The 23,822-nt window shown below is 59.4% G+C and carries 21 protein-coding genes; 20 read left to right on the top strand and 1 reads right to left on the bottom strand.

Translation table 11 applies throughout. From position 1 onward, the window contains the following. The first annotated feature begins 100 nt into the window (after positions 1–100). Positions 101–442, top strand: a complete 342-nt coding sequence (locus ACR3YK_RS12440; protein WP_486175157.1) for an Rv2175c family DNA-binding protein — start codon at positions 101–103, stop codon at positions 440–442. Between the two features lie 121 nt (positions 443–563). Here ACR3YK_RS12440 and ACR3YK_RS12435 read toward each other — a convergent pair whose 3' ends face one another. Continuing rightward, the gene (locus ACR3YK_RS12435) at positions 564–1,682 is read right to left on the bottom strand and encodes a polyprenyl synthetase family protein (protein WP_486175156.1); all 1,119 of its coding nucleotides are present in this window, start codon (positions 1,680–1,682) and stop codon (positions 564–566) included. Positions 1,683–1,755: 73 nt separating this feature from the next. Between ACR3YK_RS12435 and ACR3YK_RS12430 the strand changes: the two genes are divergently transcribed. The 19 genes from ACR3YK_RS12430 to dnaE all read left to right on the top strand — a co-directional run bounded on the left by ACR3YK_RS12430 (position 1,756) and on the right by dnaE (position 23,737). Further along, on the top strand, positions 1,756–2,157 hold the full coding sequence (locus ACR3YK_RS12430; protein ID WP_486175155.1) for a DUF3040 domain-containing protein: 402 nt from the start codon (positions 1,756–1,758) through the stop codon (positions 2,155–2,157). A 245-nt stretch (positions 2,158–2,402) separates the two neighbouring features. Continuing rightward, on the top strand, positions 2,403–2,834 hold the full coding sequence (mraZ, locus tag ACR3YK_RS12425; protein WP_486175154.1) for a division/cell wall cluster transcriptional repressor MraZ: 432 nt from the start codon (positions 2,403–2,405) through the stop codon (positions 2,832–2,834). A gap of 99 nt (positions 2,835–2,933) precedes the next feature. Further along, positions 2,934–3,887: a 16S rRNA (cytosine(1402)-N(4))-methyltransferase RsmH gene (rsmH, locus tag ACR3YK_RS12420; protein WP_486175153.1), complete on the top strand. Its 954-nt coding sequence runs from the start codon at positions 2,934–2,936 to the stop codon at positions 3,885–3,887. Then, positions 3,884–4,498 carry a cell division protein FtsL gene (ftsL, locus tag ACR3YK_RS12415; protein WP_486175152.1) on the top strand — a complete coding sequence of 205 codons (615 nt, stop codon included), beginning with the start codon at positions 3,884–3,886 and terminating at the stop codon, positions 4,496–4,498. Before rsmH ends, ftsL begins: the two co-directional genes overlap by 4 nt. Before the next feature lie 28 nt (positions 4,499–4,526). Next, the gene (locus ACR3YK_RS12410; protein WP_486175151.1) at positions 4,527–6,260 is read left to right on the top strand and encodes a peptidoglycan D,D-transpeptidase FtsI family protein; all 1,734 of its coding nucleotides are present in this window, start codon (positions 4,527–4,529) and stop codon (positions 6,258–6,260) included. Positions 6,261–6,294: 34 nt separating this feature from the next. Beyond that, on the top strand, positions 6,295–7,698 hold the full coding sequence (locus ACR3YK_RS12405) for a UDP-N-acetylmuramoyl-tripeptide--D-alanyl-D-alanine ligase (protein ID WP_486175150.1): 1,404 nt from the start codon (positions 6,295–6,297) through the stop codon (positions 7,696–7,698). After that, positions 7,695–8,792, top strand: a complete 1,098-nt coding sequence (gene mraY / locus ACR3YK_RS12400; RefSeq protein ID WP_486175149.1) for a phospho-N-acetylmuramoyl-pentapeptide-transferase — start codon at positions 7,695–7,697, stop codon at positions 8,790–8,792. The genes ACR3YK_RS12405 and mraY overlap by 4 nt, the downstream gene beginning before the upstream one ends. After that, positions 8,777–10,321: a UDP-N-acetylmuramoyl-L-alanine--D-glutamate ligase gene (murD, locus tag ACR3YK_RS12395; protein WP_486175148.1), complete on the top strand. Its 1,545-nt coding sequence runs from the start codon at positions 8,777–8,779 to the stop codon at positions 10,319–10,321. Before mraY ends, murD begins: the two co-directional genes overlap by 16 nt. Positions 10,322–10,448: 127 nt before the next feature. Then, positions 10,449–11,672 (top strand): putative lipid II flippase FtsW, encoded by a 1,224-nt coding sequence (gene ftsW / locus ACR3YK_RS12390; protein WP_486175147.1) that lies wholly within the window; start codon positions 10,449–10,451, stop codon positions 11,670–11,672. Further along, a complete protein-coding gene (locus tag ACR3YK_RS12385) occupies positions 11,669–12,763 on the top strand; it encodes a UDP-N-acetylglucosamine--N-acetylmuramyl-(pentapeptide) pyrophosphoryl-undecaprenol N-acetylglucosamine transferase (protein WP_486175146.1) in 1,095 nt (364 codons plus the stop codon). The genes ftsW and ACR3YK_RS12385 overlap by 4 nt, the downstream gene beginning before the upstream one ends. Continuing rightward, entirely contained in the window at positions 12,760–14,208 is a 1,449-nt protein-coding gene (murC, locus tag ACR3YK_RS12380) for a UDP-N-acetylmuramate--L-alanine ligase (RefSeq protein ID WP_486175145.1), read from the top strand. Before ACR3YK_RS12385 ends, murC begins: the two co-directional genes overlap by 4 nt. Before the next feature lie 280 nt (positions 14,209–14,488). Further along, positions 14,489–15,262, top strand: coding sequence for an FtsQ-type POTRA domain-containing protein (locus tag ACR3YK_RS12375; RefSeq protein WP_486175144.1), 774 nt, complete (start codon positions 14,489–14,491; stop codon positions 15,260–15,262). 177 nt (positions 15,263–15,439) lie between these two features. Further along, positions 15,440–16,597 carry a cell division protein FtsZ gene (gene ftsZ, locus ACR3YK_RS12370; RefSeq protein WP_486175143.1) on the top strand — a complete coding sequence of 386 codons (1,158 nt, stop codon included), beginning with the start codon at positions 15,440–15,442 and terminating at the stop codon, positions 16,595–16,597. A 5-nt stretch (positions 16,598–16,602) separates the two neighbouring features. Continuing rightward, a complete protein-coding gene (locus ACR3YK_RS12365; RefSeq protein WP_486175142.1) occupies positions 16,603–17,289 on the top strand; it encodes a YggS family pyridoxal phosphate-dependent enzyme in 687 nt (228 codons plus the stop codon). A gap of 36 nt (positions 17,290–17,325) precedes the next feature. Next, a complete protein-coding gene (locus ACR3YK_RS12360; protein ID WP_486175141.1) occupies positions 17,326–17,796 on the top strand; it encodes a cell division protein SepF in 471 nt (156 codons plus the stop codon). A 43-nt stretch (positions 17,797–17,839) separates the two neighbouring features. Beyond that, complete coding sequence (locus ACR3YK_RS12355) at positions 17,840–18,133, top strand: YggT family protein (RefSeq protein ID WP_486175140.1); 294 nt, start codon at positions 17,840–17,842, stop codon at positions 18,131–18,133. 126 nt (positions 18,134–18,259) lie between these two features. Beyond that, positions 18,260–19,087, top strand: coding sequence for a DivIVA domain-containing protein (locus ACR3YK_RS12350; RefSeq protein ID WP_486175139.1), 828 nt, complete (start codon positions 18,260–18,262; stop codon positions 19,085–19,087). A 143-nt stretch (positions 19,088–19,230) separates the two neighbouring features. Further along, entirely contained in the window at positions 19,231–20,151 is a 921-nt protein-coding gene (locus ACR3YK_RS12345) for an RluA family pseudouridine synthase (RefSeq protein ID WP_486175138.1), read from the top strand. A gap of 121 nt (positions 20,152–20,272) precedes the next feature. Then, positions 20,273–23,737: a DNA polymerase III subunit alpha gene (gene dnaE, locus ACR3YK_RS12340; RefSeq protein WP_486176417.1), complete on the top strand. Its 3,465-nt coding sequence runs from the start codon at positions 20,273–20,275 to the stop codon at positions 23,735–23,737. Positions 23,738–23,822 lie beyond the last annotated feature (85 nt).

The following is a 23,822-nucleotide window of genomic DNA, read 5'->3' as shown; positions in this document are numbered from 1 at the left end:
TGATTGATGTGACTGGTGTTATCTAAGTTCACTCGTGAATATTCTGCGGATGCCGTGCGAACTGTCAGGTTTTCGTGCACGAACGTGGCAGTCTTAAGGGGTGAACGAATCACCCACCACTAATTGGCTTACTGTTCCGGACTTGACGGAGCTCCTCGGGCTCAAGGTGAGCCAGGTGCGCCGCCTTATTGAAGAGGGCTCTCTTCTGGCCAGCAAGATCGATGGCGTGTGGCAAGTTCCCGACGTCTTCATTGTTGATCGTGCGCCGCTGCGTGAACTAAAGGGAACGGTTATTGTGCTGTTCGACGCAGGTTTTTCTGCGGATGAAGCAATGAATTGGTTGCTTTCCAGCGAGCCGAGCTTAGGGGTTGCGCCTATTGAGGCACTTCGGGCTGGGCGCAAAGCAGAAGTGCGCCGCGTCGCCCAAGCGCTCGGCTTTTAGTCGCCCAAGCGCTCGGTTTTCAACCGTGCTGCCCCCAGAAGCGTCCGTTGATGCATCGCGGCGTTCTTACACGCGCCGGTGCGTCCTTAGTCGCATCGGAGTGCGACTTGCGAGGTCGTGCTTAGAAGGTGCGCGTAGTCGCGGCTGTGGCGAGTTCGAGTAAACGGGCACGCGCAGTCGGAGCGAGATTGGCGGTTTCAATGGCTTCGCACGCTCGCTCAAGATTTCGGGAAATAACCTTCTCTACCTGGTCTACTGCTCCGGATTCTTGAAGCGTCGAGCGAATCATGCTGACTTGCTCGTCGTCTAATTCAGGGTCGCCAAGCAGTTCGTCAAGAATGGAGTTTGCGCTGGGGGACAGTTTTTGGCGGGCAATTGCGATGATCGCTGTGCGCTTTCCTTCGCGAAGATCATCACCCGCAGGCTTCCCCGTCACCTCGGGGTCGCCGAAGACCCCGAGTACGTCGTCTCGCAGTTGAAATGCAATTCCTAGCGGTAAGCCGAAGGCGCGAAGTGAAGCGAGCTGCTCGTCACTGCCGGCGCCAAGGCTTGCACCAAGCGCAAGAGGTGCCTCGACGCTGTACTTCGCTGACTTATAGATCAACACGCGCTGAGCTCGTTCCAGCGCTTCAGACTCGGGGTAACTCGCCCACGCGCTCTCGTCATGAATGTCGAGGAACTGCCCTGCCATCACCTCGGTGCGCATCGTCATGAACTCTTTGCGTGCCGCAAGAGCTGACGGTCGGGGGAGCGTAGCAAGGCCGCGGCCGAGCAGCTCGTCGCTCCAGCCCAACAGAAGGTCCCCGAGAAGAAGCGCGGATGCTTCGCCGTACGCTTCGGCATTTCCTCGCCACCCGCCGTCACGGTGCATGGTTTCAAAACGGCGGTGAGCCGAGGGGAAACCGCGACGAGTGTCGGAGCGATCCATGATGTCGTCGTGAACCAGCGCTGCGGCGTGAAAAAGTTCCAAAGCTGAAGCCGAAAGTAGTACTCCAGTGAGGTCCTTGCTTTCCGAGTCGCTCGCGAAGGGAGCGTCGGATGAGGCTAATCCCGCCACGGATTGCCAACCCCAATAGCAGAAGAGTGCTCGAAATCGCTTGCCTCCCGCAAGGAGAGAACTGCCGACATCGGTGAGAGCCGCCAGCTCGGGGGCGATGTTTTCGAGTTCGTTGCGCTTCTCATTCAAAAACTCGTCGATTTTCAGTTGGACAAGGTCAACTAACTGGTTACTCTCAGGCACTCGTCTAGCCTACCTAGTGAATCGGGGCGTACTATGGAGACCTAGCCGTAAATCCCAGAGAGAGGGGAACGGAATGCCGCTTTCAGAGCAAGAGCAGCGGGCCCTCGATGAGATGGAGCGCAGCCTCTATCAAAACGATGCTGATTTCGTCAGCGCAGTCAGCCCCCGAAAAGGTAAGCCCAACTATCGAATGATGGTTATTGGCGTTCTTGTGGGAGTCGCAGGAATCATCGCGCTCCTTACTGGCGTCATCATCCAGCAGCCCCTCGTGGGGGTACTCGGGTTTGTCGTGATGTTCGCAGGCGTGTTGCTCTTCGTATCGCCTCCTCGCGCAGCTGGCACCGACTCTTCCGCGCACGTATCGGCCGATTCGCCGGGCTCGAGAAATTCAGCGGGCCGCTCGCCTAAGCGCGGGGGCTCTTTCATGGACACCATAAATGAGCGTTGGGATCGTCGCCAGGACGGCCGCAGCTAACACTCCCACTTACTCCACTTTCAAGGACCAGCCTTCGGGCTGGTCCTTTTTTGTGCCCTGAACAGGGCTAATCACTCCCCAACGTGGAAAACTGCTCCATTTCCCTCCACCCGCAGAATCCTTTTATTTACTGGCTTCTGTGGATAACTTTCACGTGATTTCATCGAAAACCTTAGATATGTGGTTGAAAGTGGAGTAAAGTGGAGGCAACCAGAATCCGGGCCGGAGATTGAGGGGAGGGCGCCGTGTTTCTAGGCACCTACGCCCCCAAGCTCGATGACAAGGGCCGCATTATCCTGCCGGCGAAGTTTCGTGAAGAACTCGCCTCCGGTGTTGTAGTCACTCGTGGCCAGGAACGGTGCCTGTACGTCTTTAGTCAGCGCGAATTCGAAGTGATGCACGAAGCGATCCGCAAAGCTCCCGTCACGAGCAAGCAGGGTCGCGACTTCTTGCGTCTGTTTCTTTCCGGAGCAAACCAAGAGACGCCGGACAAGCAACACCGCGTCACCATCCCTGCCTCGCTTCGCGAGTACGCCGGGCTGGGGCGCGACCTAACGGTTATTGGTGCGGGTAATCGCGCTGAGATCTGGGACTCCGAAGCCTGGAACAACTACTACGAGGCCACCGAGGCCGACTTCGCCAACACCACCGAGGAGGTGATTCCGGGACTCTTCTAGCTCTTCGACGCTGACTCCCAGCCGAACGCCCTGATTTTCTTCCCCGATATCAGGTCGAATCGGATGGGGATCAGCATCCAAGAACTAGGCCCTTACGCCATGGCTGACAACACCATCCACACCCCAGTACTCCTTGAGCGCTCGATTGAGCTGCTCGCGCCGGCGCTGAAGGCTCCCGGAGCAGTTCTTGTTGACGGGACCCTCGGCATGGCCGGTCACGCGGAGGCATTCCTCCAGCGATTCCCCGACCTCACGCTCGTGGGAGTCGACAGAGATGAGGATGCTCTTGCTATCGCTCGACGCAGGCTTGAGCCTTTCGCTGGCCGCACGCACTTTGTTCATGCTGTCTACGACGAGATTCCGCAGGCACTCGATTCGTTGGGAATCGCGTCAGTCGAAGGCATCTTCTTCGACCTCGGCGTCTCATCCCTCCAACTCGATCGCGTTGAGCGGGGCTTCTCGTATTCTCAAGACGCTCCGTTAGACATGCGAATGGATGCCTCGACGCCGGTAACGGCCGAGCACATCCTTGCGACCTACAGCGAACTTGAATTGCGCCGCATCTTCTATGCGTATGGGGACGAGAAGCTCGCTCCTCGATTCGCGAGCAAGATCGTTCAGTTCCGTGAACAGCAGCCGCTGACAACGTCTGCCCAGTTAGTCGAGTTGATCATCGCGGCTACTCCTGCCGCTGCACAGCGTGCCGGCCACCCGGCTAAGCGAGTCTTTCAAGCCCTCCGTATCGAGGTCAATCAAGAGCTTTCGGTTCTGGAGCGCGCTATCCCCGCTGCGGTCAGTTCTTTGGCCCTGAACGGTCGAATGGTCGTCTTGGCTTATCAGTCGCTAGAAGACCGGATCGTGAAGCGCGAATTGCAGCGTCGCTCACGCTCAACGGCGCCAGCGGGATTGCCCGTCGAGCTTCCTGAGCACAAAGCAGAACTGAAACTCCTGGTCCGTGGCTCCGAACAAGCCAGCCCAGAAGAGCAAGACCTCAACCCGAGAGCAAAGCCCGTACGACTGCGAGCTATTGAACGAATGCGAGTCACCTCATGAGCACCAACCTCGCTTATGCCCAGCCACAACCGCTGCACCGCCCGTCGGGGCGCCCCTCGCACATCGAGATTGTTACAACGACGAAGGCTCAGCGAAAAGCACGCCCGAAAATGCTCTACGCCGTCGTCACGGTTGCCAGCTTCTTTGTGATCCTCGCCGCTCAGCTGTTGCTGAGCATTGTCGTAACGCAGGGTGCGTACCAGATCGACTCTTTGCAGTACGAGCAGAAAGTTCTCATCCGCACCGAGCAGAGCTTGCTTGAGTCGTTGTCGTTGCAGTCTTCGTCGCAAAACTTGGCCGCTCAGGCCGCGGGACTCGGAATGGTTCCTAACGCAACGCCATACTCGCTCGATATCACTGATGGTTCCGTTTTCCGCTTGCCGGGGAGCGCGGATCCGACTGGTTGCGGTGGCAGTTGTGGCCTGGTGGGGAACACCTTGCTCTCAGACGTGCCTTTGGTGAGTGCCGAAGCATCCGCGGCTGCAGAGGCTGCAGCAAAGCCTGCGGAAGCGGCCGCAGGTGTCGCGACGTCGGGCACGGCAGCAGCCGCAGCAGAGGGCGCCGCGCCAGAGCCCGCCAATAACGCGATTCCTGCCCCGGTCACGCGATGATGGAGAGCGACTCTCTGGGGGAGGACCGATGAAACCACGCTCTACTCGCGCGAGAGTATCGCTTGTCATTCTCACCGTTGCGGCGTTGACCGCTATCTTCCTGGTGCGACTAATCGATCTCCAAGTTGTTCAGGCCGAAGCCCTCAATGCTGAAGCAGACACAAAACGCACCCTCACTCGAGTGACGCATGGCACCCGCGGCGACATCGTCGACACGCGCGGCGCCGTGCTTGCCGACAGTGTCGAGCGCTTCGACATTGTCATCTCTCCGCGCGTAACCCTGTTGCGCGAAAACGCGACGGTGGTGGTGCTTGAGGACCTCACAAGGATCACCGACATCATTGGAGGCGATCCCAACGAGATGCTCACCATGATTCTGGAAAATCCCGAGTCTGACTTCGAGTATCTCGCCAAAAGCATCACGCTGGAGCAGTATCAAGCGGTAGATGACCTCGGCATATCGTGGCTCTATTACGAACTCAACCCCGAACGCAGCTATCCCAACGGCGAAATTGCCGGCAATCTGGTCGGCTTCATTGGAACTGACGGTCCTCAGGCAGGAGTCGAGCTCACCGAAAACGAATGCCTCGCTGGCACGGACGTGGAAGCAAGCTACGCGCGAGGCGAAGACGGAGTTGCTCTTCCGGGGAGCGCAGTTGAATCACTAGAGCCTCAAGACGGTGGCACTCTCTCACTTTCGATTGATCGCGACCTGCAGTTCTATGTGCAACAACGTATGGCGCAGACTGCCGAGTCTCTCGGTGCGACGTGGGCGACGGGCGTAGTGATGCGAGTCAGCGATGCCCATTTGCTCGCCGTGAGCGACTGGCCGACGGTGGATCCCAACAACGTTGACCTCGCCGACCGTGGTGCGCTCGGCTCTCGAGCGTTCAGCACTCCGTATGAGCCCGGGTCTACGGTGAAAGCGCTGACGGCAGCATCCCTCATCGATGCAGGGGTAGCCAATCAGCGCTCTGAAGTTGTGTCACCCTATGCTCTGGAACTTACCAACGGCGGCGGCACCATCAGTGACTCGTTCTACCACGAAGATCAGCGGCTCACGCTTGCAGGCGCCCTCGTCGAATCATCAAACACAGCGATCGCGCAATACACCGATCTTCTCGACGCCGCGACACGTCATGATTACCTCGAGAAGTTCGGCCTTGGCCAATCGACAGGAATTGGCTTCAATGGTGAATCGAGCGGAACGCTCTACGATGCTGCGGACTGGGACGCCCGCACCAACTATGCTGTTCAATTCGGTCAGGGTCTGAGCACGACATCCATCCAGATGGCGAGTGCGTATCAGGCGCTCGGCAATGGGGGAGTGCGTCTGCCTCCTGTTCTCGTCGAAAGCTGCACGTGGCCCGATGGCACGGTGACCGATACGCCGTCGACCGAGGGATCGCGGGTAATCTCCGAGACGGCGGCCGATCAGACTCTGCAGATGATGGAGATGGTGTACAGCTCGAGTGGCTCGGCCCCCAATTTGGCGATCCCTGGCTACCGCGTTGCGGTGAAAAGTGGAACGGCGCAAGTGGCGGAGAGCGGAGGATATGGCAAAAGCGTCGTCATTTCGTATGCGGGCCTCGCCCCAGCAGACGATCCTGAGTACATCGTGATCGCGACCGCTGGGATCCCGGATAGCATATATTCCGGCGCCATCGCCTCGACGTTCCGCGACATTATGGCCCAAACGCTCACCACCTACCGTGTCACCCCCTCAAGCACGCCGGGACCAGATCTGCCATTGCGTTGGTGAGTTCCCCGCGTTTATCAACCTTGGAGCATCCCACGTGATTGAACTGAGTCTTGCCGAGATTGCCACCGCCGTCGGCGGAAAGCTGAGCGACGGTAGCGACGGTCAGCGGCGACTAGCCGCCGGCAGCGTCCAAACAGATTCACGGCTCAACACTGAAGGATCGATTTTTTTCGCGCTTCGCGGTGAGACGACCGATGGTCACCTCTTCGCGGCTAAGGCCGTGCAAAACGGCGCAGCGCTCGTGATCGCTGAGCGACTACTCGACCTCGAGGTGCCTCAGATTATTGTGAGAGACGGTGTCGCTGCTCTTCAGGCACTGGCGCGTTCTGTTGTCGCCTCAGTGCGCAGCAAGGGTGACCTTCGAGTCGTCGCGGTGACCGGTTCGAACGGCAAAACGACAACGAAGAACATGTTGCGCACGATTCTTGAACGCAGTGGCGAGACCGTCGCGCCTCAGGGCTCGTTCAATAATGACGTTGGTGCACCCATCACGATGCTTCGAGTGACTGAGTCCTCACGGTACTTGGTCGTCGAAATGGGTGCCGACGGCATTGGCGACATCGCTCGCTTGCAATCGGTAGTCATGCCCGATGTCGGCATTGTTCTCATGGTTGGCCTCGCCCACATCGGCAAGTTTGGGGATGCCGCGGCCACGGCCCGTGCCAAGTCCGAGATGGTCTCTAGCCTCCCTGCTACCGCGACAGCCGTATTGAACAGCGACGACGGTCGCGTCAAGGCTATGGCGCAGCAGACGGAGGCGAAGGTGGCGTTCTTCGGGCTCGACTCCTCGGCTGAGGTCTGGGCTGACGACATTCAAACAACCGCGAAGGGCACCGCCTTTGACCTGCACGTTGACGATACGGTGCTGCCGGTCCAGTTGCGCATTTTGGGCGAGCATCACGTCACCAATGCCCTAGCGGCGATCACCGCGGCCCGCGCTTTGGGAATTTCGCCGACCGATTCGGTCGCCGCGTTGGAGTCGATTGACCGCGCGGAGCGCTGGCGTATGGAGCTTCTGCAAGCTCCGGGCGGTGTAACGGTCATTAACGACGCCTATAACGCGAGCCCCGACTCGATGGCGGCTGCGCTCAAGACTCTTGTTCAGGTTGTCGGGCCGCACAATCGTTCTGTCGCTGTTCTCGGAGAGATCGCTGAGCTGGGCGACTATGCCAACGAAGAGCACGACCGCATCGGTCGCCTGATCGTTCGGTTGAACGTGCAGAAGCTGATCGTCGTGGGCCACGCAGCCCGTCACATCCATAACGCTGCAGGTCTCGAAGGTTCGTGGGATGGAGAGTCGGTACTCGTCGATAGTGTCGAAGAGGCATACGCTGTGCTGCGTGAAGAACTGCGAGAGGGCGATGTGGTGTTGGTGAAATCGTCGAACTCTGCTGGCCTACGGCACCTCGGTGACCGGATTGCTGAGGTGACCGCATGATCGCTCTGCTCATTGCGGCGGGATTCTCTCTCGTCTTTACCCTTCTACTCACGCCGATGTTCATCAGGCTCTTCGTCCGTTTGAAGTGGGGCCAGTTCATCCGTGACGACGGCCCCGAGAGTCACCACACCAAACGTGGAACGCCCACAATGGGCGGAATCGTCTTTATTTTGGGCGCGACGATTGGTTACTTCGTCGGTCATTGGGTCGCGAGCGAGCCAGTGACGCTGTCGGGGCTTTTGGTGATCTATCTCATGGTGGGCCTCGGCCTTATCGGCTTCATCGATGACTTCATGAAGACCCGCAAGCAGCGCAGCCTCGGACTGGGTGGCTGGTCGAAAGTGGCCGGCCAGGTCATCGTGGCCGCGGGTTTTGCCGCTCTTGCGTTGAACTTTCCGGACCCGGGTGGCTTGACGCCGGCGTCATCGATGATTTCGGGCATCCGCGACATCCCGTGGCTTGACCTTGCGACGTTCGGCGTTGTCGCCGGCGCCATCCTGTTCGCTATTTGGGTGACGCTCATCATCGTGAGCACCTCGAACGGCGTCAACGTCGCTGATGGGCTCGACGGTCTTGCGACGGGGTCAGCAATTTTCGCAATCGCCTCCTACATCGTGATCGGGTTTTGGCAGAACAATCAGTCGTGCAGCAACCCCAGCATCGATCGCGAAGTGCTTTACAAGTGCTACGAAGTGCGTGACCCGCTAGACCTCGCGATCATCGCTGCCGCTATTGCCGGAGCGCTTATCGGTTTCCTCTGGTGGAACACGTCGCCAGCTCAGGTCTTCATGGGAGACACCGGCTCGCTCGGTCTCGGCGGTGCACTTGCTGCTCTTGCCATCATGAGCCGCACCGAACTTCTCCTCGTGCTCATCGGCGGCCTCTTCCTTATCGTTACCGGTTCCGTGATTCTGCAACGGGCTTACTTCAAGATCACCGGCGGAAAACGAATCTTCCTGATGAGTCCGCTGCATCATCACTTCGAGCTCAAGGGCTGGGCGGAAGTCACCGTGGTGGTGCGCTTCTGGCTGATTGCGGCGCTCTTTGTCGCCGCCGGTGTCGGAACCTTCTACCTTGAATGGATCAACCAGTAACTGTGCGTGACCTCACTTCATTCACCAGTTGGAACGCAGCGTGGAGCGAGCTCCGCGTTGCCGTACTCGGGCTGGGCGCCACAGGCTTCTCTGTGGCAGACACCCTCACCGAGCTGAAAGCTGACGTACTGGTGATCGCGGATGCCGCATCCGAGAACCGCATTGAAATGGCGCAGGTCATTGGTGCCACGCTCGCGCTCGGCGGTAGTTCAGAGGCTCAAGTCGCCGCGCTAGCAGCGCATACCCCCGATGTCGTCATCGTTTCACCGGGCTACCCTCTCGACCACGCTCTGCTGACCTGGTGCCGCGAGAATAATGTTGCGCTGTGGACCGAGATCGAACTCGCGTGGCGCTTGCGTGACAAAACGGGCACTCCCGCCGAATGGATCGCGATCACGGGAACCAACGGCAAGACCACTACGGCGCAGTTGACCGCTCACATCCTGACAACCGCCGGTTTTCGTGCGGGAGCGGTCGGCAACATCGGCATTCCCGTTCTCGATGCCATCCGCTATCCCGACGGCTTCGACTTTCTCGTGGTGGAACTCTCGAGCTTTCAATTGCACGGGATGCCGCGTGACGGCGTCGGCGCAATCTCGCCTCTGGCTAGCGTGTGCCTCAATTTTGCGGACGACCACCTCGACTGGCATGGCTCGCGCGACGCCTACGCGCACGCCAAAGCGACCGTCTATGCCAACACCAAGGTCGCGGCGGTCTATAACCGAGCGGTTGCCGAGACCCGGGCGATGGTCGAAGACGCCGATGTCATTGAGGGATGCCGAGCGATTGGCTTTGGGCTCGACACTCCGGGGCCCAGTGACTTCGGAATCGTGAGCGACATTCTGGCTGACCGCGCGTTCGGAGACGACCGTCACAACGCCGCGCTCGAACTTTTCACACTCGACGAACTGAAGCAACGTCATCTCGCTGCCCCTCACATGGTGGCAAACATCCTGGCGGCCAGCGCGCTCGTGCGCGCGGCCGGAGTCAGCGTGGAGGCGCTGCGCGCTGGAGTTGCGAGCTTCGAGATTGATGCTCACCGTAACCAGGTCGTAGTCGTGAGCCGGGGAGTGACGTGGATTAACGATTCCAAAGCGACCAACTCGCACGCCGCCAGCGCTTCGTTGTCTGCCGCAGACCCTGTGGTGTGGATTGTGGGCGGTCTGCTGAAAGGCGTCGATGTTGCGCCACTCGTGGCCAAGCACGCGCCGCGGCTTAAAGCAGCGATCGTAATTGGTAACGACAGGCTGACAATCCGGGCGGCATTCGAGCGACACGCGCCGCAGATTCCGGTCTTCGAGGTCGAAGCGACTGACACTAAACACGTGATGCCGCGCGCTGTCGAGCTAGCGCACGGGATCGCTAGTGAGGGCGACACCGTCTTATTGGCACCGGCAGCGGCATCCATGGATCAGTTCACTAATTATTCGGACCGCGGAGAAAAGTTCGCAGCAGCAGTGCTCGAACGAGTAGGAGGAAACGACGATGGCGCCTCCTCAGCGACCACAACGGCCCCCGCGGTCGACTAGCTCAGCCCCTCAGCCTCGACAGGCTCCCGCCGGGAAACCGCCGGCGTCAACTGAACCCTCCGATGAGCCGGTCGCCGCTCGCGTACCCGTCAGGAAGATCTTCTCGGCGCAGTCGAGTGATTTCTTCTTGCTCTTTGGCACCACGTTGTTCTTGGTCATTTTCGGCCTCGTCATGGTGCTCTCGTCGTCCTCGGTGGAGTCGTACGCTGCCGACCAAGGATTCTTCGGCAGCTTCTTGCGCCAGACAGCATTCGCCCTCATCGGAATCCCGCTCATGCTCGTTGCCTCGCGCGCCCCGGTGCGCTTTTGGAAGCGCTGGGCTCTTCCCGGACTCATCCTCGGCGGAGTACTGCAGCTTCTCGTCTTCGTTCCCGGTATCGGTTGGGGCTATGGCGGAAACCAGAACTGGATTCAGATCGGGTCGTTCAGCGCGCAGCCATCAGAGTTCGTGAAGGTCGCCATCATCGTGTGGGTGGCATGGGTGCTCTCCACAAAGCAAGATCAGCTCGCCGATTGGAGACAGGTCCTGTTTCCGGTCGGGCCGGTGGCTGGCGCCGCTATCTTGTTCGTGCTGTTCGGAAACGACCTGGGAACAGCATCCATCATGCTGCTCATCATCTTCTCCTGCTTTTTCTTTGCGGGGGTAAAGCTGCGCTACCTCGCGGGGGGCGTCGTCGTCGTCGTGTTGAGTGCGATAATGTTCGCGACCACCAGTGGCTCTCGTACTTCTCGCATTGGGGTGTGGCTCAACGGATGCACTGAGCTCGACTATCAGTCCACCTGTTGGCAAATCGAGCATGCTTATTGGGCCCTCGCGGGTGGCGGCATCTTTGGGCGTGGTCTCGGCAACTCGGTTGCCAAGCGAGGCTGGCTGCCTCATGCCGACAGCGACTACGTCTTCGCCATTATCGGGGAAGAACTTGGCCTCATCGGTGCCGTCGTTGTCCTGCTTTTGTTTGTCACTTTGGCTGTCGCGTTCGTGCGCATCATTCGTTCGACCAACGATAGTTTCGTACGCATCACCACAGCCGGCGTGATGGTGTGGGTTGTTGGTCAAGCCTTCGTCAACATCGCTGTAGTGCTCGGTGTTCTCCCCGTTCTGGGAGTACCGCTACCACTAATTTCGACAGGCGGATCGGCGCTCATCGCCACGCTGCTCGCCATCGGTGTCGTGCTCTCTTTCGCCCGCGCTGGCAACAAGCCGGGGGCTTCGACGCCACGCCCGGCCGCAACCTCTGGCAAGCCAAAGCCTGCAGGCAAGGGGACTGCCGCGGTGCAGGAAGCTCCTGTACAGTCGCCCGCGGATCGTTCACGCATGTTGGCCGCAAATCGAGCTCGAGGACGTCGATGACCACGTATTTACTGGCGGGTGGCGGCACAGCCGGCCACGTCAATCCCTTGCTCGCAGTCGCTGAACGCATTCGTGTGCGTGAGCCCGAAGCTGAAGTGCTGGTCTTGGGCACCGAAGAGGGACTTGAGGCGCGTTTGGTGCCCGAACGCGGTTTCGAACTGCTCACGATCGCGAAGCTTCCGTTTCCTCGTCGTCCCAATCGTGCAGCACTGAAGTTTCCTGCTCGCCTTCGCGCAGCGATCGACGACGTGGTCGAAATCATCACCGAACGCCAGGTGGATGTTGTCGTTGGCTTTGGCGGCTACGTCGCTGCGCCCGCCTATCTGGGGGCGCGCAAGGCCAAGATTCCGCTCGTAATCCACGAGGCAAATAGCCGTCCCGGTATAGCCAACCGCTTGGGATCTTTTTTCACTCCGTTCGTTGGTACTGCTTTCGACCGCACACCTATTCGCGGGGGTGTCGTTGTCGGTATGCCGCTGCGCGTAGAAATTGAGACGCTCGATCGTTTTGCCGCCCGCACTGAAGCTGATTCGTTCTTCGGGCTCGACCCCCAGAAGCCGACGCTGCTCGTGACGGGCGGCTCCTCTGGCGCCAAGCGAATCAACGACACGATTGCGTCGTCAATCACTCGCATTCTCGGCGCCGGCTGGCAAGTGCTGCACATCACGGGGGAGTACCGCGATGCCGTGGAGGACCCTCAACTCTCCGGGTATGTGGTCGTCAAATATTGCGACCGAATGGAACTGGCTCTCGCGGCTGCTGACCTAGCAATCGCGCGCGCAGGAACATCGACGGTGGCGGAGCTCACTGGCCTCGGCATCCCGGCAATCTATGTTCCTTACCCGGTCGGCAACGGCGAGCAGAAGTACAACGCTCGCACCGCCGTGGATGCTGGCGCCGCCATTCTTGTAGCGGACAGCCAGTTTGTTCCCCAGTGGGTGAGCTCCGAGCTCGTGCCCATGCTGCGTAAACGGGCGCTCATCGCTGACATGGCAGCCCGCGCATCCACAGTGGGTTCTCTTGACGGAACCGACCGGATGCTCGAGCTCGTCGATCTGGCCCTCTCGCGCGATCTACCATTGACATCATGATCTTCCCCGATTTGTCTATGCCGCTGCCCGGACCCTTGCGCTCGGCGCACTTCGTCGGGGTGGGCGGCTCGGGAATGAGCGGCATCGCCCGTATGTTCTTGGATGCCGGAATTACGGTGACAGGCTCAGACCGCGCTGCGAACGCCAACGTCGAGTCGCTGCGCGCCGCCGGCGCCAGAATTGCTATCGGGCACGACGCCGCACACCTCGGTGATGCTGAGGCTCTCGTCTACACGGGGGCGCTCTGGCCCGATAACCCTGAGTACGTCGCTGCGGTTGAGCGTGGCATCCCGGTACTGCACCGTTCCCAAGCTTTAGCGTGGTTGGTCGGAAACGACCGACTGATTGCTGTTGCGGGGGCACACGGCAAGACGACATCCACGGGAATGATCATCACTGCGCTCCGTGAACTTGGCGCATCGCCGAGTTTCGTCAACGGCGGCATTATCCAGGGACTAGGCACGAGTTCCGGCTCGGGTACCGACGACCTCTTTGTCGTCGAGGCGGACGAGTCGGATGGTTCGTTTTTGCTGTATTCCACAGCGATCGCCCTCATTACGAATGTGGATGCCGATCACCTTGACCACTATGGCTCGCACGACGCATTCGATGACGCATTCGTTGAGTTCGCTGCCAAGGCGGCTGAAGCGGTGGTGGTATCGAGTGATGATGCTGGAGCGGTGCGCGTAACTCAGCGCCTTGAACACCACAACGTCGTCACGTTCGGCGAAGCGGCGGATGCCATGGTTCGCCTTCACTCGATTACGTCTCGAGGGCCGGTGGCCTTCACGATCGTTGTCGACGGTCGCGAAGAGCGAGTTCAACTCGCCGTTCCTGGCCGCCACAACGCCATAAACGCCACGGGCGCCATTGCCGTGCTGATCGGGCTTGGCCACGAGCTGGGCGCTGCTATCGATGCGGTTTCCACGTTCGCGGGTACTCAGCGCCGCTTTGAGCTGCACGCGGTGGTCGATGGCGTCAGCGTGTACGACGACTACGCCCACCACCCCACCGAGGTGGAGGCCGCGCTGAGTGGGGCTCGCAGCGTTGTCGGCGAGGGGCGATTGATCGCCGTTCACCAGCCGCACTTGTTCAGTCGCACGCGCGATATGGCATCCGAGTTTGCTGAAGTGTATGAGCGTCTTGCCGATCACACGGTAGTGCTCGATGTTTTTGGGGCGCGCGAAGACCCGATTCCGGGAGTCACTGGTGAGCTCGTGTCATCGCGCTTTGTTGACTCGACGCGCGTTGATTTTGTTCCTGATTGGGAATTGGCCGCGCAGCGCGTCGCCGAGATCGCTCGAGAGGGCGACATCGTGATGACGTTGAGCTGTGGCGATGTGTATCGCATCATTCCGCAGCTCATCTCCGCCATCGATCGCCGTTCCGGCGGGACTGGGCACGCCGCGCCCGGGGCAGATCAGGTGTCGAGTGAAGAGGCCTGAGGGATTCGATAAGGCTGCACAACAGCCCGACCCCGCATCGGCAAAACCACGTCGTAAGCGCGGTGCTGCCGATTCTGGCGCAACCGGTGGTGACAGTGCGGTTTCCTCGAAGAAATCGCGGCTGTCGCGTGCGCCGAAGGTCAGTTCTTCCACCGCCACGCGCGCTCCAGCGCCGAGTGCCGCGCGCGAGGCGAGCGCTCCGAGCGCCGGGAAAAAAGCACCGAGCACTCCACGGCAGCCCAGCCGTCTTCGGCTCAGCCGCGCAGAACCAAGCCCTGATGTGGTCGCCAAACGACAGCTTCGTCGTGCCGCGCGCGATCGACGGCGTGCGGAGAAGGCTGAGCTGCGTCGATTCACTCGTCGAGCTCGCACTCGCAAATACACGCTGCTCTCGATTGCAGCTCTTGTCGCTGTTCTCCTCGGGCTTATCGCGGTCGCTGTTTTCTCACCGATTTTGGCTCTGCGCACCGTGATCGTTGACGGCACGAACCGTATTGATCCTGCTGAAATCCAAGCAGCGGTCGAGACTCAAGAGGGCACGCCGCTCGCGCTGCTCGACTTCGGCGCGATCAATACCGAATTGTCGGTATTTCCCTTGATCCGCAGTTACGTGACCGAAATCGTGCCCCCAGATACTCTTCTGGTTCACATCGTCGAACGTGAGCCCATTGGTTCTGTCACAATCGATGGCGTGTTTACGCTGGTTGATCCCGCCGGGATCACCATTCAAGAGTCGGCTGAGCGCATTGCTGGTGTTCCGCTCATCGATATTGGGGGAGCGGATGTTTCGAGTCCCGCCTTCAGCGCTGCCACCGAAGTGTTGCTCGCTTTGCCCGACGACCTGCGAGCCCGCGTAGAGAGTGTGTCAGCGACGACGAAGGACGATGTGTCGTTCGTGCTTTCTGGGGTGGGGCAGCGCGTGGTGTGGGGTAGCGCTAGCGACTCAGCACGTAAGGCTGCGCTGCTCGAAGCTCTCATCTCGCAGCGGGATCCTGATGAGGCCGGAGAGTTCGATGTCTCCGCTCCCAGTAACGGAATTTTCCGTCCCCACTAACGCGCGGCGCACCGTCGAGAATGCTGCTGTGCCCCGATTTCGCTGAACACTTTCCGACACGCGGTTCACGGTGCATCCGTGTGGGGTGCTATCCGCATACTCTCAACGAAAGAAATACATACTGAGCATAACTTTAAACCTCAAGTCGAGGTTGATAGTTTCCAGTGGAGGCCGAAAGTGACATCAAACCAGAACTACCTCGCAGTCATCAAGGTAGTCGGCATCGGTGGCGGCGGCGTGAACGCCGTCAACCGAATGATCGAGCTCGGCCTGCGAGGCGTCGAGTTTATTGCGATCAATACCGACGCCCAAGCGCTGCTTATGAGCGATGCCGACGTGAAACTTGACGTCGGTCGCGAACTCACCCGCGGACTTGGAGCCGGCGCCGACCCCGAGGTTGGCCGTCGTGCCGCTGAAGATCACGCCGAAGAGATCGAAGAAGCGCTTGCGGGTGCTGACATGGTCTTCGTTACGGCCGGAGAGGGTGGCGGAACCGGTACCGGTGGCGCCCCCGTGGTCGCCCGTATCGCTAAGTCGATCGGTGCACTGACAATCGGTGTCGTTACGAAGCCCTTCGGTTTCGAGGGCAAGCGCCGTTCATCTCAGGCCGAAATTGGTGTCGAGACTCTCAAGAACGAGGTCGACACCCTCATCGTCGTTCCCAACGATCGCCTTCTCGAGATCAGCGACCGCGGCATCAGCATGCTCGAGGCTTTCTCGACCGCTGACCAGGTGCTTCTCGCCGGCGTTCAGGGCATCACCGACCTGATCACGACCCCGGGTCTGATCAACCTCGACTTCGCCGACGTCAAGTCGGTTATGCAGGGTGCTGGTTCTGCGCTGATGGGCATTGGCTCATCACGCGGGGCCGACCGGGCCATAAAAGCGGCTGAGTTGGCTGTTGCCTCCCCGTTGCTCGAAGCCAGCATCGATGGAGCGCACGGTGTGCTGCTCTCCATTCAAGGCGGATCGAACCTCGGTATCTTTGAGATCAACGATGCCGCGCGTCTCGTTCAAGAGGCCGTCCACCGTGAAGCCAACATCATCTTCGGTGCCGTTATTGACGACACTCTCGGTGACGAAGTGCGCGTAACGGTTATCGCCGCCGGGTTTGACGGGGGAGAACCTTCCCCGAAGCCTCTCGAGGGTCGTCGCACGAACTATGTCGTGCCGGAGCCGCCAGCCGAACACATCGCTGCGGACGATTCTGCAGCGGCGAAGGATTCTGACTGGAAGTCTCAGCCCAGTGTCATTCCGGCAACGCCAATAGACCGTAGCTTTGACGACGACGATGAGAACGACAACGATCTCGACGTTCCCGACTTTCTGAAGTAGTAATCATGGTCGACCTCACTCCGTTGGGTGAACGACTTGCAGCGGTCGACGAGAAGATCGCGGATGCGGCACGCGCGGCATCCCGCGATCTGTCTTCAATCACGCGCATCGTGATCACTAAGTTCCATCCGGCGAGCCTTGTGCGCGAGCTTTACGACCTTGGCGTGCGTGACGTTGGCGAAAACAGACACCAAGAAGCCCAAGCGAAAGCAGCCGAACTCGCTGATCTTGAGCTTCGATGGAATTTTGTTGGCCAGCTCCAGAGCAAGAAAGCACGGCACGTTCGTGCTTATTGTCACTCGGTTCATTCTGTCGATCGTGATTCGCTCATTACCGCGCTGGCGACCGACGAGGCCGAAACACTCATTGATGCCTTTGTGCAGGTTAATCTCACAGATGACCGCGGTCGCGGTGGGGTCGTCGCGACCGAGCTAGATGCGTTCGCCGACCGCGTTGCAGCGGCGCCGGGGCTCCGCTTGCGGGGGATCATGGGCGTTGCGCCCTTAGGGGAAGACCCGCGGCCTGCCTTTGCCGAGCTGCGGTCTCTCTCCGAACGCGTGCAGCGCCAGCATCCGGACGCCTCAGCGCTTTCGATGGGCATGTCCGGCGACTTCGTCGAAGCGATCGCAGAAGGTGCGACACACCTACGTATTGGAACGGCAATCACGGGAAATCGACCTGACCATGGTTAATCTCGAAGCAGAAGCTTCACCATTCGGAGGATTATTATGGCCAACCCACTGCGCAAGACAATGGTTTACCTCGGCCTCGCCGACGAGGACTACGAGTACGAGCAGGAAGCGACTACGCCAGCGGCCCCTGTCGCCCCTGTCGCCGCAGCACCGGCTCCAGCGAGCTCTAACCGCGCGCCGGTTACGCCGTTGCGTCGGGCTGCACCCAGCACTGCGGAGGCAGAGATGAACGAGATTTTGACGGTGCACCCGCGCCAGTACAAAGACGCCCAGTTGATTGCAGAGAACTTCCGTGAGGGAATCCCCGTCATCATCAATCTGTCGCAGATGAGTGAGCCGGATGCGCGTCGCCTGGTTGACTTCGCGAGCGGGCTCTCTTTGGGGCTGTACGGCAAGATCGAGCGTGTGACGAGCAAAGTTTTCCTGCTTTCTCCCGCCCACGTCGCGGTCAGCGGCGAGCAGGCTGAAGTCGAGTCAGACGTCGACGCATCCTTTTTCGGGCAGTAGCCCGACGCACGGCGCGCCCCTCGCTGGACGCTAACCTAGAGGGGTGAATCCCGTTTCTGTTCTCGCCCTAGTGGCGTATTACGCCATTACCCTGTTCATGTTTACGATGTGGGCTCGGTTTATTCTTGATCTTGTCGTGGTCTTCGCGCGAGGTTGGCGACCGACCGGGGTTGGCCTTGTACTTTCGGAGTTTGTTTTCACAATCACTGATCCTCCAATTAAGGCTGTTCGCAAAGTTGTGCCCATGGTGAGAATCGGAAACGGTGCTCTCGATCTCTCGTGGATGCTCGTCATGCTGGTGTGCATTATCCTCACCTCCATATTGCGGGGCTTTTAGAACCAGCGGCTAGCGATGTACTCTTGTCGGAGAGCATGCGGCAACTAGTCAGGTTTCGTCAGTAGCATCTGACGTGAACGTTGAACGTTGTGTATACGTTGAAAGAAAGTTTTAGAGGTGGCGGCAATGGCTTTGACTCCAGAAGACGTGGTCAACAAGCGGTTTGAATCGACGAAGTTCCGCGAGGGATACGACCAAGATGATGTCGATGATTTTCTCGACGAGGTCGTTGTTGAGTTGCGCCGACTTAACCAAGAGAACGACGAGCTTCGTCAGCGTTTGACTGCAGCTGAAGCGCGCGCAACCGAGCTCCAGCAGTCCGCTAGCAGCGCGGCTGCTGCGGCTCCCGCGCCCGCTGCGATTGCTGCACCGGCTCCGGCCGCTATTGAGAGCGCGCCGGCACCCGCGGCCCCCGCGCCCGAGCCTGTCTCGTCGGTTCTCGATGATGCCAGCAGCACGAACAACCTGCTCCAGCTTGCCCGCCGTCTGCACGAAGAGCACGTTCGCGAGGGAGTTCAGAAGCGCGACGCTCTAATCGCTGAAGGTCAGGCATCTGCTGCGGAAATCGTCGCTGAAGGTCGCGCTTCCGCGGCTGAGATCGTCGCCGAAAGCAAGTCAAACGCGGCAGACATCGCGGCTCAGGCCGAAGCTCAGCAGCGCGAGCAGCTCGGCGTTCTTGAGCAGCAGCGCGAAGCGCTTGAAGGGCGTATCGAATCGCTACGTAACTTCGAGCGTGAATACCGCGAGAAGCTCAAGAGCTACATTGAAGACCAACTGCACGAGTTGGACTCGTCGAGTCTTGTCACCGCTGGTGGCCCTTCGCTTCAGGAATCAGCTCAGCAAGGTCAGGCCCCAGCCTCTCAGCAGTCGGGCCACCTTACTCCTGAGGACTTTGCAGCGCCCCAGTCCGCGCAGCAGCCGCCGGCCAGCTTTTCAGGTTTCTCCGGTAGCTAGTTTTTCGGCAGTGGCCGTCAGTCGGTCGGTACGAGCTTAGGCTCCACCGCCGCTGGCGGCCTTTGCTGTGTTTTCACCCTCTTCGGCAGTGCTCGGAGGCGGCGCGAAAACCGATCGTTCATCTCTTCTCTCAAGGAGCACCAGTGGAAACTCGAAGCTTGCCGGTACCCGAAGGTCTCGCGGGCCACAGAGTTGACGCTGCACTCGCCAAACTTCTGGGATTCTCTCGCACCTTCGCGGCCGAACTTGCGGCCAGTGGGGGAGTCCTCGTAGATGGCGTGGCTGTCGGTAAGTCTGATCGACTCCTTGCGGGCTCCTGGCTCGAAGTAACGTGGGTTTCGAAAACTGAGCCGCAGATCGTGCCGGTAGTGCTCGATGCTCTAGGAATCATCTACGACGATGAACATATTGTTGTCGTTGATAAGCCTGCGGGTGTCGCAGCGCATCCCTCCGTAGGGTGGGACGGCGTGACCGTTCTCGGGGCCCTAGCTGGTGCTGGTTACCGCATTTCGACGTCGGGCGCCGCTGAACGCGCAGGTATTGTGCACCGCCTCGATGCGGGAACAAGCGGTCTTATGGTGGTTGCAAAGTCGGAGCTTGCTTACACGGCGCTCAAGCGGGCTTTTCACGATCGAGAGGTGGAGAAGATTTATCACTCTATCGTGCAGGGGCATCCCGATCCGCTTGCTGGCACCATCGACGCCCCTATCGGTCGTCATCCGGGATCGAGTTGGAAGTTTGCAGTGGTCGCGGGAGGCAAAGACTCCATCACTCATTACGAAACGATCGAAGCGTTCCCGTCCGCGGCCCTCGTTGAGGTGCATCTTGAGACTGGGCGCACCCACCAGATTCGCGTGCACATGGCGGCTCAGCGGCATCCGTGTGTTGGCGACACGATGTATGGCGCAGATCCCACCATCACGGCTCGGTTGGGGTTGACACGGCAATGGTTGCACGCTCATCAGCTTGGCTTCGTGCATCCGGCCACCGGAGAACATGTCTCGTTTGAGTCTGCGTACCCGGCCGACCTTCAGTCAGCACTTGAGGTGCTTCGCGCCGACTAGGGCGCGTCAATTAGAGTCCCTCTCGGGTGCTGGCTTAGGCTAGATTTCGAAAGAATTCGGAGTGTCTGTGGCTGCTAATAACGATTCGTTTGTGCATTTGCACGTTCACAGCGAGTACTCGATGCTCGATGGCGCGGCGCGTGTCGGGCCGCTGTTAGATGCGGCTGTAGAGCAGGGGATGCCTGCTATTGCGATTACTGACCATGGCAACATGTTCGGCGCGTATGACTTCTGGAAACAGGCCACGGCTAAGGGCATCAAGCCGATCATCGGCACGGAAGCTTATATAACGCCGGGAACCCCGCGCGGGGACAAAACTCGCGTACGTTGGGGCCGCAGCGACCAAGCACGGGACGACGTCGGAGGCAGCGGCGCGTATACCCACATGACGTTGCTTGCCCAAAACAACGAGGGAATGCATAACCTCTTTCGCCTTTCGTCACTAGCTTCCATCGAGGGCTTTTATTTCAAGCCCAGAATGGACCGTGAGCTGCTGAGTCAGTACTCAAAGGGTGTTATCGCGACGACCGGATGCGTCGGTGGCGAGGTCCAGACCAAACTCCGTCTCGGACTCTATGACGAAGCCCGTGAGGCGGCGGCGGAGTTTCAAGATATTTTCGGCAAGGAGAATTTCTTTGCCGAAGTTATGGATCACGGTATCGACATCGAGCGACGCACCATGGTCGATCTCATTCGGCTCGCGAAAGAACTCGATATGCCGTTGCTGGCGACAAACGACTTGCATTACACGCATGCGCACGATGCCACGGCGCACGCCGCCTTGTTGTGCGTTCAGTCGGCCTCAACACTTGACGACCCCAACCGTTTCAAGTTCGACTCGAATGAGTTCTATCTCAAGTCGGCAGCCGAGATGCGTTCGCTGTTTCGGGAGCATCCCGAAGCGTGCGATAACACGCTGCTGATCGCCGAACGCAGCGAGATCAACTTCGAAGGCCGCGACCTCATGCCGCGGTTTCCGGTGCCGGAGGGTGAAACCGAAGCGACCTGGTTCGAAAAAGAAGTAGCCCGAGGGATGAACAAGCGTTTCAACAACGCGCCTTCCGACGCTCACTTGGCCCAAGCCAAGTATGAAGTTGACGTTATTCAACAGATGGGCTTTCCCGGCTACTTTCTCGTAGTCGCCGACTTCATTCAGTGGGCTAAGTCGCAAGGTATCCGCGTGGGGCCGGGCCGTGGTTCCGCCGCGGGGTCGATGGCATCGTACGCCGTCGGCATTACCGAGCTTGACCCGCTTGCGCACGGCCTGATCTTTGAGCGATTTCTCAATCCCGAGCGAGTATCGATGCCCGATGTGGATGTCGACTTCGACGATCGCCGACGCGGTGAGGTAATCCGCTACGTTACCGATAAGTATGGTGACGACCGAGTGGCTCAGATCGTGACATACGGAACGATTAAGGCGAAGCAAGCACTGAAAGACTCCGCCCGAGTTCTGGGGATGCCGTATTCGGTAGGTGAGAAGCTCACCAAGGCGATGCCTCCGGCCATCATGGGTAAAGATATTTCGCTCGGTGACGTGCGAAACAAGGATGCGGCGCGGTACAAAGAAGCCGCCGACATCCGGGGGATCGTTGATACCGATCATGAGGCTGCGAAGGTGTTCGAGACCGCCGTGGGTCTCGAAGGATTGAAGCGTCAGTGGGGCGTGCACGCTGCCGGTGTCGTTCTGTCTGCGGAGCCGCTGCTCGATGTTCTCCCGATTATGCGTCGTGAGGACGATGGCGCCATCATTACCCAATTTGATCAACCCCCGCTAGAGAGCCTTGGGCTGATCAAGATGGACTTCCTGGGGCTTCGAAATCTCACGGTAATTGAAGACGCCCTGAGGATGATCGAAGCCAACACTGGTTCGCCGCTCATCATCGAGGACCTCGATCTCGATGCGGACCCCAAGACTTACGAATTGTTGGCGCGAGGTGACACCCTCGGCGTTTTCCAGCTTGACGGTGGCCCGATGCGCGCTTTGCTCAAGCAACTGAAGCCCACCAACTTCGAGGACATTTCCGCCGTTATCGCCCTGTATCGCCCAGGGCCGATGGGAATGAACTCGCACACGAAGTACGCGCTTCGCAAGAATGGGCTCGAAGGCATTGATGCTATTCACGCCGAGCTTGAGGAACCTCTGCGCGACATCCTCGGTACCACGTTCGGCCTCATTGTGTACCAAGAACAAGTTATGTCAGTGGCTCAAAAGGTGGCTGGCTTCAGCCTTGGTCAAGCTGATGTTCTTCGTCGCGCAATGGGCAAGAAGAAGAAGGAAGAGCTCGACAAGCAATTCATCGGCTTCGAAACCGGCATGCTCAATAACGGCTATAGCAAAGAGGCCGTCAAGGTTCTGTGGGAAACCCTCATGCCGTTCGCCGACTACGCCTTTAACAAGGCTCACAGCGCCGGCTATGGAGTGTTGAGCTATTGGACTGCCTACCTCAAGGCCAACTACCCGGCTGAGTACATGGCTGCGCTCCTCACCAGTGTCGGTGACTCGAAAGACAAGCTCGGAATGTACTTGAGTGAGTGTCGGCGAATGGGCATCAAGGTGCTTGCGCCAGACGTCAACGAGTCGACCGTCAACTTTACGGCCGTTGCGGGAGACATCCGTTTCGGCCTCGGCGCTGTGCGTAACGTCGGTGCTGCCGTCGTGGAACAGATCGTGCGGGCGCGCACCGAAAAGGGCCGGTTTGAGTCCTTCCACGATTTCCTGCGAAAAGTCTCGATTCAAGTAGCCAACAAGCGCACCGTGGAGTCCTTGATCAAATCCGGAGCGTTCGACTCGCTTGGGGCTACGAGGCGTGGCCTCCTCGAAATTCACGAGGGTGCGTGCGACTCGGCGGTCAGCCTCAAACGCAACGAAGCCAACGGTCAGGTCGACCTCTTCGGGGGAATATTCGACTTCGACGAGGATGACGAGGGCGTGCCCGATCGGCCCGAATGGTCTAAACGCGACAAACTTGCGTTTGAACGCGAGATGTTGGGACTCTATGTCTCTGATCACCCGCTGTCGGGCCTCGAGCTGCAGCTCGCGAAGCACCAAGACTTTACAATTACCGAGGTTCTTTCCGGGGATGCCGTTGCCGATGGTGACCACGTTTCGATCGCTGGACTCGTAACGAGTGTGCAGCATCGCGTTGCCCGAAATAGCGGGAACCAGTACGGCATCGTCACGGTAGAGGACTTTGCCGGCGAAATTGACGTCATGTTCTTGGGCAAGACGTATCAGGAGTTTGCGCCTGGACTGGTCAACGACTCGATCGTGGTTGTACGTGGTCGTGCGAGTGCCCGCGATGACGGCATGAATCTTCATGCGGTGAGTATGTTCTCGCCTGATCTTGGGCCCAGCTTGGGGTCCGGTCCTATCGTGCTGACCGTAAAGGAGCAGCGTGCAACGACCGATGTGGTGTCGGGCTTGGGGGAAGTTCTCATCCGGCACGCGGGAGATGTCGAGGTGCGGTTACGCCTCGTCAGGGGGGACGTTGCGCGGGTATTCGAACTGCCCTATCGCGTCAAGGTTTCCGCTGATCTTTACGGTGAGGTCAAAACCTTGTTAGGGCCGGGATCGCTCGGCTAGTGGCAAGTTTCGCTGGCCAGTTCGAGTGTCTTAGCGGACCTGCGATTGAGTGGAACCCGCTAACGCGGGCGCAGGGTGGTTCGTA

This window comes from Salinibacterium sp. 10G20-15, from assembly GCF_057365065.1.
Note: the sequence above shows the minus strand (reverse complement) of the source record. Positions and strands in the feature narration are given on the sequence as shown.

Coding starts and splice junctions, on each gene's coding strand:
- ACR3YK_RS12430 (WP_486175155.1), top strand. CDS start 1,756: ATGCCGCTTTCAGAGCAAGAGCAGCGGGCCCTCGATGAGATGGAGCGC.
- rsmH (WP_486175153.1), top strand. CDS start 2,934: ATGGCTGACAACACCATCCACACCCCAGTACTCCTTGAGCGCTCGATT.
- ftsL (WP_486175152.1), top strand. CDS start 3,884: ATGAGCACCAACCTCGCTTATGCCCAGCCACAACCGCTGCACCGCCCG.
- ACR3YK_RS12410 (WP_486175151.1), top strand. CDS start 4,527: ATGAAACCACGCTCTACTCGCGCGAGAGTATCGCTTGTCATTCTCACC.
- mraY (WP_486175149.1), top strand. CDS start 7,695: ATGATCGCTCTGCTCATTGCGGCGGGATTCTCTCTCGTCTTTACCCTT.
- murD (WP_486175148.1), top strand. CDS start 8,777: ATGGATCAACCAGTAACTGTGCGTGACCTCACTTCATTCACCAGTTGG.
- ACR3YK_RS12385 (WP_486175146.1), top strand. CDS start 11,669: ATGACCACGTATTTACTGGCGGGTGGCGGCACAGCCGGCCACGTCAAT.
- murC (WP_486175145.1), top strand. CDS start 12,760: ATGATCTTCCCCGATTTGTCTATGCCGCTGCCCGGACCCTTGCGCTCG.
- ACR3YK_RS12365 (WP_486175142.1), top strand. CDS start 16,603: ATGGTCGACCTCACTCCGTTGGGTGAACGACTTGCAGCGGTCGACGAG.
- ACR3YK_RS12360 (WP_486175141.1), top strand. CDS start 17,326: ATGGCCAACCCACTGCGCAAGACAATGGTTTACCTCGGCCTCGCCGAC.
- ACR3YK_RS12350 (WP_486175139.1), top strand. CDS start 18,260: ATGGCTTTGACTCCAGAAGACGTGGTCAACAAGCGGTTTGAATCGACG.
- dnaE (WP_486176417.1), top strand. CDS start 20,273: ATGCTCGATGGCGCGGCGCGTGTCGGGCCGCTGTTAGATGCGGCTGTA.